Source organism: Clostridium pacaense (assembly GCF_020709765.2).
In the GTDB taxonomy this organism is placed as follows: domain Bacteria; phylum Bacillota; class Clostridia; order Lachnospirales; family Lachnospiraceae; genus Enterocloster; species Enterocloster hominis.
The window spans coordinates 11,630-24,473 of the sequence record NZ_JAJFEB020000031.1 but is presented as its reverse complement, the minus strand read 5'-3'; the positions used below and the strand labels follow the sequence as shown (position 1 = coordinate 24,473).

Sequence of the window (12,844 nt, the reverse complement as noted above, 5' to 3'; positions counted from 1 at the left end):
GCAGAATATGCATGGGTAGGATATGCATATACAGGATGTAGAAGAACAGAGATTGGATTTAGATTGGAGGAAAAAGTATGAAAGACAAGATTTTTGGTGTACTTCAGCGCGTGGGACGAAGCTTCATGCTGCCCATAGCAGTGCTGCCCGTGGCGGGCCTGCTGCTTGGAATCGGCAGTTCATTTACCAACCCCACCACCATTGCCACCTATGGACTGGGCAGGATTCTGGGAGACGGGACAGTGCTGAACGCCCTGTTGGTAATCATGAGCAAGGCCGGAAGCGTTATATTTGACAACCTGCCCATCATATTTGCAGTGGGTGTTGCCATCGGCATGGCCAAGGCGGAGAAGGAGGTTGCGGCCCTTTCCGCCATGATAGCGTTCCTGGTCATGCATATGTCAATCAATGCAGTGCTTACCATTTCGGGTAAAATACTTCCGGACGGTAGCATCGCACCGGGGGTCCTGGACGGAACCATTGCATCTGTGTGCGGCATGCAGACCCTTCAGATGGGAGTGTTCGGCGGTATCATCGTGGGGCTGGGTGTTGCGGCCCTTCACAACCGTTATCATAAGATCGTGCTTCCCAATGCGCTTTCATTTTTCGGCGGTTCACGGTTCATTCCCATTATCTCCACCGTGGTATACCTGGGAGTGGGCATCCTGATGTATTTTATCTGGCCTGTGGTGCAGAACGGGATCTTTGCACTGGGCGGACTGGTGACAGGGACTGGTTATGTGGGCACACTGATTTTTGGCATCATCAAACGCGCCCTGATTCCATTTGGGCTTCATCATGTATTTTATATGCCCTTCTGGCAGACAGCCGTAGGCGGGACCATGATGATAGACGGGAACCTGATCCAGGGCGGACAGAATATATTCTTTGCACAGCTGGCTTCACCGGATGTGGTACATTTCAGCGCGGACGCAACCCGTTATTTTTCCGGTGAGTTCATTTTCATGATATTCGGACTTCCCGGCGCAGCGCTGGCCATGTACCGGTGTGCAAAGCCGGATAAGAAGAAGGCGGCAGGCGGCCTGCTTCTGTCAGCCGCCCTGACCAGCATGCTGACAGGTATCACGGAACCCATTGAGTTTTCATTCCTGTTTGTGGCGCCAATGCTGTTTGCGGTCCAGGTAGTGCTGGCCGGAAGCGCCTATATGATTGCCCATATCCTGAACATTGCCGTGGGACTGACCTTTTCCGGCGGTTTCCTGGATCTGCTGATATTCGGTATCCTTCAGGGAAATGCAAAGACCAGCTGGCTATGGATCCTTCCGGTGGGAGTCATTTATTTCCTCCTGTATTACTTTATCTTCAGCTTCCTGATTAAGAAGTTCAACCTTAAGACCCCGGGCCGTGAGGATGAGGACGAAGAGACAAAGCTGTATACAAAAGCCGATGTCAATGCCAGGAAGGCGGTTTCTGCCAGCGGCACGGGTAAGGAGGGTGGAACCGCGGACCCGTTAAGCGCCGAGATTGCAAGAGGCCTGGGCGGCGCAGGAAATATCACATCCGTGGACTGCTGTGCGACCCGTCTCAGATGTTCGGTGGACGAGGCGGGCCTGGTGGACGAGAAACTGTTAAAGGCAACAGGGGCAGTGGGCGTCATTAAGAAGGGACAGGGAATCCAGGTGATTTACGGTCCTAATGTAACCGTGATAAAGGCGAACCTGGAACATTTCCTGGAACATGCGCCTAAGGTGAAGGCAGGAATGACCGCTGAGGGTAACATGGAAGGCGGGAACGGGGCGTCTGAGGCTGTGGATGAGGCTGGTCTGACCGGGGCTGGCCTGACCGGGGCTGGTCTGACAGGGGCTGGTCTGACAGGGAATGGCCTGACAGGGGCTGGCCTGACAGGGGATGGTCTGACCGGGGCTGGAACCGGCAAGGGAGGAAACCCTGACAGGAAATTGCCCGGAAGCCATGTCCTTTGCTCACCGTTTAACGGAAAGGCGGCCTCCATTACCGAGGCAGAGGACGAAGCATTTTCCAGTAAGGCCATGGGGGACGGATATATGGTCATCCCATCGGATGGGGAGGTGGTTGCGCCGGAGGACTGCGAGGTTGTGTTTGTATTCCCGTCAAAGCATGCAATGGGCCTTAGGAATGAGGATGGCATGGAGTACCTCCTACATGTGGGCGTGGACACGGTGAAGCTGGACGGCAAGGGATTTGAGACCTTTGTGACAGATGGACAGAAGGTGAAGAAGGGAAGCAGGCTCATGCATTTTGACCCGGATTTCATCAAGGCCAATGCGGCGTCTGAAGCTTGTATGGTTGTGTTCACGGGCCTGAAGGAAGGCCAGGAGATACATCTGACCAGGACCGGGGATGTGAAGGGGCTGGACGAGATCGGGTGGTATTAGGCGGCAGCAGATATAGGCTGACAGATGGCGTATAGTGATTCAGAGTTGTTCTTTCATACCCAAATATGCTATAATTCATTAGGAAAGCATCTGAGACAGTGTGAGATAAAAGCAGGGCATCAGGATTTGGATTAGTATCAGGATATCCGGTATGGGGAGGGACATATGTACCGCATCATAAAGGTTTTGAACAACAACGGAATACTGGTTCTGGATGTGGAGTCACGGCGGGAAGTCATCCTGTTAGGCAACGGTATCGGCTTCGGGCACAGGACTGGGGAGCGGATTGAATCCACGGGACAGGCAAAACGGTACGAGCTGGTCACAAGTAAGACATCGGCGCTCCAGCAGGTAAACAGTATCGAACCAGTGTACATTGAAGCTGCCGGCAGGATCATTGAAGAAGCGGAAGGAACCATGGGGGTGTTAAGCCACGATATCCTGATTCCCATGGCGGACCATATTGCCTTGGCGGTGAGCCGGGCCAGGGAGGGCCGGGAACTTCCCAATCCCTTCCGGCATGATATCAAGGCGTTATTTTCCAGCGAATACCAATCCGCCATGAAGGGCGTTGCTATCATCAGGGAACTGACCGGGGTGACCATATCAGAGGACGAGGTCGGATACATTACCCTTCACATCCATGCGGGCCTGTCAGAGGAAAATGTTGCGGCTGCCATGGACATGGCGCGGCTGGTACAGGACAGCATGCACCAGATTGAAAGCAGGATGGGATTTAACCTGGCTTCGGATTCGCTGGGATATAACAGGCTGGCAAGCCATGTCCGGTATATGATTGCCAGGGCAAGAAAAGGAGAGCGGGCGGGCCTTGACATGCAGGATTACGCAAGGACCAGCTTCCCCAAGCCCTATGAGGTGGCGGAGAAGGTGTGCCGGGACATGGAGAAGCGCCTGGGGCTTCCCGTGGCGCCGGAGGAAACTGGCTTTCTGGCAATCCATATACAGAGGGTGTTGCAGCAATAGAGCGTGTCCGGGCATTGATACCTGCCCGGGCACGCTCCTGTTTTCTTTGATGATTTTTTCATGATGCTTACTTGTCAATGAACTGTCCCTGCGCGGTCCGGGCGCTGATGCATGGACGGGCGTTCGGACAGGAACAGGCCGGCAAGGGTTAATGCGATGCCGCATACGGCGGTCATGGTCACAGGTTCCTTTAATACAAGGGCGGAACTGACCGTGGTAATGACAGGCACCATGTAGATATACACACTGGTCCGGACAGAACCCAGGATTTTAACCGCCAGGTTCCAGGTGACAAAGCAGAGGGCGGATGCGCCCAGCCCCAGGAACAGCAGGTTGCAGAGATTTAAGGGGCTTGTGACCTGGCTCAGTGAGACATTGAAGTCCATCAGGGCCAGCGCCGGGATCATGAAGATAAGCCCATAGAAAAATGTGCGCCGTGTGGTCTGGATCGTGCTGTAGCCAAGGGCGCTTATTTTTTTTGTCAAAGTGGAATACACGGCCCATATGATGGCGGCGGCAACGGCCAGGATGTCGCCCATCGGGTTGATGGACAGGGAACTGCTTCCAAAGCTTAAAAGGAAGATTCCGGCCATAGCCAGCAGAAAACCGATGAAGAACTGCCTGCCGGGCCGTGTCCCCCCAAGGAACAGGCAGCTGAGGATAGCCGTGAAAAACGGTGCAATGGAGATGATGACGCCCACATTGGATGCAAGTGTGAAGGTAAGGGCGATATTCTCCAGCAGGTAATACATGGTTATGCCGCACAGGCCTGCCGCCATGAACAGCGGCTCCTGTCTGCGAGAATCCAGCTTAAGGGTTCTGGGACACACCAGCCACAGGGCCAGATAGCCCATGACAAAGCGGATGAACAGGATCTCCACAGGGGAAAATGTTTTTAACAGGACTTTGGTGGAAATGAACGTGGTTCCCCATATGAGGATGGTGATGAATGCGGCCAGATGGCCTGTGGGTGTTTTATCATGATTCATGGTGCGGCTCCTTTTCCGGTTCTTCCGGCTCTGATGCGGTGGTAAATATTTTCTGGTACTGCCTGGGGGTCAGTCCGATAAATTCCTTAAAGAAATTGGTAAAATGGCTCTGGTCTGAGAATCCGGCCATGGCGGCCGCATCCACGGGAGCAATGCCCTGCTCCAGGAAATGCTTTGCCTTATCAAGGCGGATGGTCTGCAGATACCGGTAAGGGGATACCCCAATCTGTTTTGTAAAGGAACGGAGCAGGTAGGATTTCCCAAAGGTGGTCATGGCTGTCAGCTCGTCTAGGGATATGTTGTCTGAAAAATGCTCCTCCATATAGGTGCACAGCGACTGTATCTGCGGGTCGGGCCTGGAGATGGTCTCCTCGCTGAAAGGCTCTGCATATTCCTGCAGAAGCTGTTCCAGAAGAAAGAACAGGGACTCCTCCTTTTCCAGTTTGGACGCATGCCTCAGTATGGAGTCATAGAGCGCTGCCACGGACCGGGTGATGTCGCTGCGGTACACCACATTCTGGGTGAAATACGGGCGGAAGCATTTGCCTGTAATCTCTTTGACGGACTTCTCCATTATCTCAGGCTGGATGTTTACCGCGCGGTAATCCAGAAGCTCGCCGTCCACCGGCGCGCAGCAGTGGTTATCTCTGGGGTTGAAGAGGATTAAATCCCCGGCGCTTACATCGCATTCCTGGTTTTTACACCACAGATGGCGTCTGCCTCCCTCCACAAAGCCTATGACATAACATTCATGGAAATGATTGGGGAATTTTTGTACGATACCGCTGAGCTGGTAAGCTTCCAGCTCTAAGTCACGGTCATAATGGACATGGCGCTGTTCCTGGTTCTGTATCATTGCAGATTACCTCCGGTTCTGTCTGGCTGTGTCCGTCCTGTGGTATCAGGGCTGCCTGGAGCAGTCTTGCACGATTGGCGCTGCCTTGTGCATCTGGTGTTACCCTGTAACTGGCGCTGCCTTGTGCATCTGGTGTTACCCTGTAACTGGCGCTGCCTGGCACACCTGATGCCGCCCGTTGCCAGGTGTAGGATAGCTGGTGGGATACGGACACATCATAGTGTAGCATATTTTTGCGGGGATTTCTTGGATGATATGACACCGGGTGAAAAAAATCTTGATTTTTGTAAGGAATGATGATACTCTAAGGGTAACATTTCACACACAGCCAGCTCCTGAACCATCACAATCAGGAGGGCAAAAGAATGAATTTATTTGATTTAACAGGCAAGAAGGCAATTGTAACAGGCGGAACCAGAGGTCTTGGCTATGGAATGGCTGAAGGGCTGATGGAAGCAGGCGCCGAGGTGGTCATATTCGGAAGCAGCGAAAAGGTACATGATGTGGCTGCCGGATTGTGCCATAAGGGGCTTAAGTGTCATGGAATCGCAGTGGACCTGGGGGACAGCGCTGCCAGGGCAGCGGCATTTGACGAGGCGGTTAAGAGTCTGGGAGGTCTTGATATTCTGGTGAACTGCGCAGGAATCCAGAGACGCCACAAAAGTGAGGAATTTCCCCTTGACGACCTGGCAGACGTGATGAACGTTAACTTTACTGCCTGCTTTGAGCTTTGCCAGATGGCGGCCCGCGAGTTCATTGCAAAGGAGAAGCCTGGCAAGATTATTAACATTTCCTCCATGCTGGCATTCTTCGGAGGAATGACCGTACCTGCTTACGCCGCATCCAAGGGCGCAGTGACACAGATGACCAAGGCATTCTGCAATGAGTGGGCCAGCAAGGGCATCAATGTTAACTGCATTGCTCCGGGATACATGGACACGGAGATGAACACAGCCCTTACAGATCCGGCGAACCCAAGGTTTGCCGAGATTACCAACCGCATTCCCGCCCGCCGGTGGGGCACGCCCGATGACATGAAGGGAACCGTGGTATTCCTGGCGTCACCGGCCTCCGACTACCTGAACGGGGCAGTGATTCCTGTGGATGGGGGATATCTGGTTAAGTAGATTTTATGTGGACCGCTTATAGTAAATAGAATATACCAACACCGCATTCCGTGCATATGGATGCGGTGTTATTTTTTTATGCTAAAACTGCCCGTCTGTATTGACATTATGGGTAAAATGTGCTTAAATTAAGTCATAACAACAAAAAAGGAACATTGTTCCGAAATGCGGAACAATAAGAGCTGGCTGTAAAAATTATCTGTGTGAATGTGTGTTAGATGTGGATGTAACTGAGATGTGGATGTAACTGAAATGTGGATGTAACTGAGATGTGGTTGTAGCTAAGTTTTGGAAAGGGCTGAAATGTAACAAGCATCCGTCAGCCATACGTAGCCAATACAATGTAAATGAAGCAAGGAGGATTACAAATTATGAAGACTTTAGTTTATGCAGCGCCGGAAAAAGTGGAAGTCCGTGAAATGCCTGTTCCTGAGCCAAAGGAAGGCCAGGTCAGGATCCGTGTATCTTACTGTGGGATCTGCGGATCGGATATCGGGATATTTGCAGGCAAGCATCCGCGTGCAAAGGCTCCCCTGGTACTGGGACATGAGTTTATAGGAACCATTGATGCGGTTAACGGAGGGAGCGGTAATTTTAAGGTCGGCGACAGGGTGTCTGCCTATCCCCTTCTTTCCTGCGGACATTGCTTTGCATGTAAGACAGGAATCCCCCATGTGTGCCAGACCTTAAAGCTCATCGGCATTGACGTGGACGGCGGGATTGCAGAGTATGTGACCTGTGATGAGGATGTGCTGTTTAAGATTGACGAGGCTGTTTCCGACAAGGCGGCAGCTGTCATTGAGCCCCTGGCCGTCATCGTGCGCACCATGCACCAGGCCAGATTCCAGACCAGGGATACGGCTGCAATCATCGGCGCAGGCCCTATCGGACTTCTGACTGGCATTGTGTTAAAACATGCAGGCGCTTCCAAAATCATCATCTCGGATGTGGATGACGCAAGGCTTGCCATGTGTAAGGAATTTGGATTTGAGACAGTGAATGTGAAGAATGAGAGCATGATTGATTATGTGAACCAGGCAACGGGCAACGTGGGAGTGGACGTGGTGTTTGAGTGCAGCGGCTCTGAGCCGTCAGCCCTGGAAATCACAAAGCTCTGCCGCATTGGAGGCATGATCTGCCTTACGGGCGTACATAAGGTTCCCCATGCAGTGAACCTTCAGGATGTGAACTTCAAGGAACAGACCCTGGTGGGCAGCCGTGTATACACACTCCGTGAGTTTGGCCAGGCAGTGGAGTATGCAAAGGAGATTGCTCCTGAGTTAGAGAAGATTGTTACCCATGTTGTTCCGTTAGCTGAGTCTGAGAAGGTCTTTGACCTGATTAAAGACCCCAGTGAGATGACGGTAAAAGTACTGGTTGACTGCCGGTAATATCAGGAAGGAGAAGGACAGCCCATGAAAATCATTGTTACGGATTGCGACCACGATAAGATGGTTCAGGAGGAAGAGGTATTTGCCAAAGCCGGCATGACCTTTACACACCTTGCCTGTAAGACTGAGGAGGACCTGATCCGCCAGGCCAAGGGCGGGGAAATCATGCTGACCCAGTACGGTCCCTTCAGCCGCCGCGTGATGGAGGCCCTGAAGCCGGAACTGAAGCTGATTTTAAGATACGGCGTGGGTGTGGATACCATAGACTTAAAAGCAGCCACCGACCTGGGCGTGCAGGTATGCAATGTCCCGGATTACGGCATGAATGAAGTGGCCGACCAGGCCATGGGCCTGATGCTGGGCCTGGTGCGCAAGATATGCGAGATGAACGACTGCACCAAGCACAGGACCTGGAATTATACAGAAGCCATCCCGGTACACCGCATTCCCGGTTCCACGGTGGGAATTGTGGGCTTTGGACGCATCGGCCGCACCTTTGCAAAGAGGATGATGGGCTTTGACTGCCGCCGCATTGCCTGCGACCCTGTTTATGAGGTGGGAAGCGTGCATGACGGAGTGGAAATCGTGACATTCGATACACTTTTAAAGGAATCCGATATGATTTCCATCCACTGTCCACTTCTGCCTGAGACCACCAACCTGATTAACATTGACGCATTCAGGAAAATGAAGCCGACTGCATTTGTGGTCAACACGGCCAGGGGAGGCATTGTCAACGAAGGGGACCTGCTAAAAGCCCTTCAGGAAAAGCTGATTGCGGGAGCGGCCCTGGACGTGGTATCCGAGGAGCCTATGGAAGTGGGGGCAGCCCTTTTCCAGTTTGACAACTTCCTGTGCAGCCCCCATATGGCCTGGTACTCCCAGGAATCCGCCCTTGAGCTGAAGCGCAAGATTGCCGAAGAGGCAGTGCGCTTTGCCAATGGGGAAGCAGTGAAATATCCAGTCAACCACTTATAAGAACAGCCTGTATGGCTGGGACGGTACCGGGTCGTAATCGCGCATTTGAGGCGGTTAAGGCCTGGTTTCTTTTTATCCGGCTTAGGGCGCGGAAATTCATTCCCGCCATCTGCATGTCCCAGCCCATTCATTTTCACCATTCCTTGCGCCCATTCCTGAACTATGCTATGATACAGAAATAAACAGTAAACAGAGGATGGAACAGTTATGGCAAAAGAGACAATACAGTCCGTGGAGCGGACCTTTCAGGTAATAGAGCTGCTGGCGGAAAAGGGCGCCATGGGTGTCAGGGAGATTGGGCATGAGACCGGCCTCCACTCCACCGTGGTGCACCGCGTACTGGGGACATTGGTGGACCTGGGATACGCGGGGCAGGAGGCGGAAACCGGCAAATATCTTCTTACCTATAAAATGCTGGCAGTGGGCAACAGCATCCAGGAACGCAACAGCGTGGTGAAGCTGGCCCATCCATACCTGGCGGCCCTGTCGGAGGAGTGTAAGGAAACCGTGCATTTCGTGGAACGGGCAGGGACCAACATACGTTACATTGACAAGATCACGCCTTCGGCCAACATGTTTGCAACCGGCTCCCATGTGGGCCTTGAGTTTCCTTTGGCAGGGACCGCGGTGGGCAAGGCCATCCTGTCCAAGCTGTCCGAGGCCGAGGTAAAGGCGGTGTGGGATGACAGCCGAATCGTGCAGTATACGCCCAATACAATCTGTGACCTGGACCGGCTTCTCACGGAACTTAAGGATACCAGGAAAACCGGGTTTGCCTATGATATGGAAGAAAGGGAAGCAGGGCTGTTCTGCGTGGGAGTCAGCGTGCCGGACTATAAGGGCGATTATGTGTATGGAATCAGTATTTCCGCCCCGTTAGCAAGGATGCAGGAGGAACGTCTGGAGGAAGTGAAGAAGCATCTGTGGGAGACGCGTGAACGGATCATAGGTGTGATTGGTAAAAAGAAAAACGGATAGAAACAGGAGTATCGAGATGAAATCACTTGTAATAGCTGAAAAGCCGTCGGTGGCCAGGGACATTGCCCGTGTGCTTAAGTGCGGTAAGAACATAAACGGAGCCATTGAGGGGGACCGGTATATTGTCACCTGGGGGCTGGGTCATCTGGTGACGCTGGCCGATCCTGAGGATTATGATAAGAAGTATAAGGAATGGAAGATGGAAGACCTTCCCATGGTACCGGACGTGTTCAAGCTGGAGGTCATTGGGCAGACAGCCAAGCAGTATCACGCGGTGAAGGCCCAGATCCACAGACAGGATGTGGGGGAAATCATCATTGCCACGGATGCGGGGCGTGAGGGCGAACTGGTTGCCAGGCTGATACTTAAGAAGGCGGGAAGCAACAAGCCAATAAAGCGTTTATGGATATCATCGGTCACGGACAAGGCAATCCGCGAAGGCTTTGCCCATTTAAAGGATGGCAGGGAATATGACAGCCTGTATGACGCCGCCATGTGCCGGGCGGAGGCGGACTGGCTGGTGGGAATCAACGCCACCAGGGCGCTGACCTGCAAATACAATGCCCAGCTTTCCTGCGGCCGCGTCCAGACCCCTACCCTGGCAATGATTGCAAAGCGGGAGGCGGACATCAAAAGCTTTGTCCCAAAACCATACTACGGGCTTCAGGCCAGGAAGGACGGGCTGGTATTCACCTGGCAGAACCGTGCGTCCGGAGGCTACAGCACCTTTGACAGGGAAATGGCCCAGAACCTGCTTACGCGCCTGAAGGGGGAAAAGGGTGTGGTGGACGAGGTGAGAAGGACGCCGAAGAAAACATCTGCCCCTCTCCTTTATGACCTGACTGAGCTGCAGCGGGATGCCAACAAGCGGTTTAACTATTCTGCCAAGGAGACGCTTAACATCATGCAGCGCCTGTATGAGAACCATAAGGTGCTGACCTATCCCAGGACGGATTCCAGATATCTGAGCAGCGACATCCTGCCGACCCTGAAGGAAAGGCTTAAGGCATGCGCGGTGGGTCCCTACCGCACGCTGGCAGGGCGCCTTACCATGCAGGCCCTTCCGGCCAAACCGTTTTTCGTGGACAATTCCAAGGTATCGGACCATCATGCCATCATCCCCACAGAACAGTTTGTGCAGCTGGACCATATGACCATTGATGAGCGGCGGATTTACGACCTGGTGGTGCGCAGGTTCCTGGCTGTGATGTACCCGCCCTTTGAATATGAGCAGACCAGCCTGATTGTGAAGATTGGAGGCGAAAGCTTTGTGGCCCGCGGGAAAATCGTGAAGGACCAGGGCTGGAAGGCTGCCTATGAAAACATTCAGGATGAGGACGAGGAGGATGAAAAGGAAGTAAAGGAACAGCAGCTGCCGGATCTGAAAAAGGGGGATGTGATTGGGAATCTGGGCATTTCCATGACAGAAGGCAGGACAAAGCCGCCTGCGCCCTTTAATGAAGCCACCCTGCTGTCCGCCATGGAGAATCCAGTGGCCTACATGGAATCCAGGGACAAGGAACTGGCAAAGACCCTTGGGGAGACAGGCGGGCTGGGAACGGTTGCAACCAGGGCGGATATCATCGAAAAGCTGTTTTCAAGCTTCCTTCTGGAAAAGAGGGGAAAGGACATATATCTTACATCCAAGGCCAAGCAGCTTCTGGAGCTGGTTCCCGGGGACTTAAAGAAGCCGGAGCTGACAGCGGACTGGGAGACAAAGCTGTCAAAGATAGCCAAGGGAAGCCTGAAGCGGGGCGTATTCATGAAGGATATACGGACCTATTCCCAGGAACTGATTGGACAGATTAAGGCCGGGCAGGGAAATTTCCGCCATGACAACCTGACCAATACCAAGTGCCCCGTCTGCGGGAAGCGCATGCTGGCCGTGAAAGGAAAGAACAGTGAAATGCTGGTGTGCCAGGACAGGGAATGCGGGCACAGGGAAACCATTTCACGCACCTCCAATGCACGCTGTCCTGTGTGCCACAAGAAGCTGGAGTTAAGAGGCAAGGGAGATGCCCAGATATTTGTGTGTAAATGCGGATACAAGGAAAAACTGACCGCATTCCAGGCACGCAGGAAAAAGGAGGGCGCCGGGGTATCTAAAAAGGATGTGGCGAAATACCTGAACCAACAGAAAAAAGAAGCGGAAGAGCCTGTGAATAACGCCTTTGCACAAGCGCTGGCAGGACTCAGGCTGGACCCTAAAGACTGAAAAACTCCTTGACAATTCAGTTGGGAAATGCTAATCTATATATGCAGTTAGGAATGACTAATATCCTGGCTGCATATTTTGAAATACATAGTTAGCGTAAACTTACTGAAGAGCTATTGAGGATTTATTGAGAACTTACTGAGAACTTACTGCGTGAAGGGGAAAACATGATGCCATTAACCATGGCAGAATCCGGGAAAGCAGTTTCCATCATTCTGATTAGCGGGGCGTGTGGAGAATGGTTAGTCAAAACTATTTCATTGTCCCGATACATGAAAGAAGGGTAAAGGAGGAAATCATACTATGTGGCAGAAAGAACAGGTCATCCATAAGCTTCAGAGAAGCGGCAGGCGTGTAACCAGACAGCGGGAGGTACTTCTGGAAATCATCCTGGACGGTTCCTGGAGCAGCTGCAAGGAAATATATTATGAAGCAATCAAGCGCGACCCGTCCATCGGTCTGGCAACCGTGTACCGCATGGTGGGTACCCTGGAAGACATCGGCGTCCTGACCAGAAGCTACCGCTACTGCCTCCCGGCCAAGGAGCGGCAGGGTGGATGCATGAGCGCCTGAAGGAATGGCTCCATTCCATATCAACTATTTTCACTATATCCGTAATAACGTAAGCCGTAAGAGCCAGTATTCCCATATCCGGGTTTGAGAGGATGAGGGGGATTCTGGCTTTTGTTTATTATCAGATGCCTGTCCCTTCTTAGCGGGAGTAGAGCGCCCCATGTGGTTCATCATACCTTCCGCCATATATCGTCAGCCCAACCTTGTCCCATATATCGTCAGTCCATCCCAAGCCACTCCCACCCTACCCCACCCTACCCCCAACCTAGCCCCTACCCCCAACCTAGCCCCTACCCCCAACCTAGCCCCTACCCCCAACCTAGCCCCATCCCCCACCCTACCCCCATCCCCCATCCCATCCCATATCATCACTTCCGA

11 protein-coding genes are annotated in these 12,844 nt (G+C 52.8%); 8 read left to right on the top strand and 3 right to left on the bottom strand.

Features of this window, described 5'->3' with window-relative positions; translation table 11 throughout:
- Nucleotides 1-77: 77 nt before the first annotated feature.
- Nucleotides 78-2,375, top strand: coding sequence for a glucose PTS transporter subunit IIA (locus tag LK536_RS56755; RefSeq protein ID WP_227797236.1), 2,298 nt, complete (start codon nucleotides 78-80; stop codon nucleotides 2,373-2,375).
- A gap of 165 nt (nucleotides 2,376-2,540) precedes the next feature.
- Nucleotides 2,541-3,359, top strand: coding sequence for a PRD domain-containing protein (locus LK536_RS56750; RefSeq protein WP_227797237.1), 819 nt, complete (start codon nucleotides 2,541-2,543; stop codon nucleotides 3,357-3,359).
- Between the two features lie 74 nt (nucleotides 3,360-3,433).
- Here LK536_RS56750 and LK536_RS56745 read toward each other — a convergent pair whose 3' ends face one another.
- The 3 genes from LK536_RS56745 to LK536_RS56735 are packed head-to-tail and all read right to left on the bottom strand — an operon-like array spanning nucleotide 3,434 to nucleotide 5,433.
- Nucleotides 3,434-4,348, bottom strand: coding sequence for a DMT family transporter (locus LK536_RS56745; RefSeq protein WP_227797238.1), 915 nt, complete (start codon nucleotides 4,346-4,348; stop codon nucleotides 3,434-3,436).
- Nucleotides 4,338-5,204 carry a helix-turn-helix domain-containing protein gene (locus LK536_RS56740; RefSeq protein WP_008721162.1) on the bottom strand — a complete coding sequence of 289 codons (867 nt, stop codon included), beginning with the start codon at nucleotides 5,202-5,204 and terminating at the stop codon, nucleotides 4,338-4,340. The genes LK536_RS56745 and LK536_RS56740 overlap by 11 nt, the downstream gene beginning before the upstream one ends.
- On the bottom strand, nucleotides 5,167-5,433 hold the full coding sequence (locus LK536_RS56735) for a hypothetical protein (protein WP_506092264.1): 267 nt from the start codon (nucleotides 5,431-5,433) through the stop codon (nucleotides 5,167-5,169). Before LK536_RS56735 ends, LK536_RS56740 begins: the two co-directional genes overlap by 38 nt.
- A gap of 136 nt (nucleotides 5,434-5,569) precedes the next feature.
- Between LK536_RS56735 and LK536_RS56730 the strand changes: the two genes are divergently transcribed.
- The 6 genes from LK536_RS56730 (at nucleotide 5,570) to LK536_RS56705 (ending at nucleotide 12,466) form a co-directional block, all read left to right on the top strand.
- Complete coding sequence (locus LK536_RS56730) at nucleotides 5,570-6,331, top strand: SDR family oxidoreductase (RefSeq protein WP_120058183.1); 762 nt, start codon at nucleotides 5,570-5,572, stop codon at nucleotides 6,329-6,331.
- Between the two features lie 371 nt (nucleotides 6,332-6,702).
- The gene (locus tag LK536_RS56725) at nucleotides 6,703-7,722 is read left to right on the top strand and encodes a zinc-dependent alcohol dehydrogenase (RefSeq protein WP_008721167.1); all 1,020 of its coding nucleotides are present in this window, start codon (nucleotides 6,703-6,705) and stop codon (nucleotides 7,720-7,722) included.
- 24 nt (nucleotides 7,723-7,746) lie between these two features.
- Nucleotides 7,747-8,700, top strand: coding sequence for a C-terminal binding protein (locus tag LK536_RS56720; protein WP_227797239.1), 954 nt, complete (start codon nucleotides 7,747-7,749; stop codon nucleotides 8,698-8,700).
- A gap of 207 nt (nucleotides 8,701-8,907) precedes the next feature.
- Nucleotides 8,908-9,678, top strand: coding sequence for an IclR family transcriptional regulator (locus LK536_RS56715; RefSeq protein ID WP_120058185.1), 771 nt, complete (start codon nucleotides 8,908-8,910; stop codon nucleotides 9,676-9,678).
- A gap of 16 nt (nucleotides 9,679-9,694) precedes the next feature.
- Nucleotides 9,695-11,893, top strand: a complete 2,199-nt coding sequence (locus LK536_RS56710; protein WP_227797240.1) for a DNA topoisomerase III — start codon at nucleotides 9,695-9,697, stop codon at nucleotides 11,891-11,893.
- A gap of 303 nt (nucleotides 11,894-12,196) precedes the next feature.
- Nucleotides 12,197-12,466 (top strand): Fur family transcriptional regulator, encoded by a 270-nt coding sequence (locus LK536_RS56705; RefSeq protein WP_008721174.1) that lies wholly within the window; start codon nucleotides 12,197-12,199, stop codon nucleotides 12,464-12,466.
- The last annotated feature ends 378 nt before the right edge of the window (nucleotides 12,467-12,844 follow it).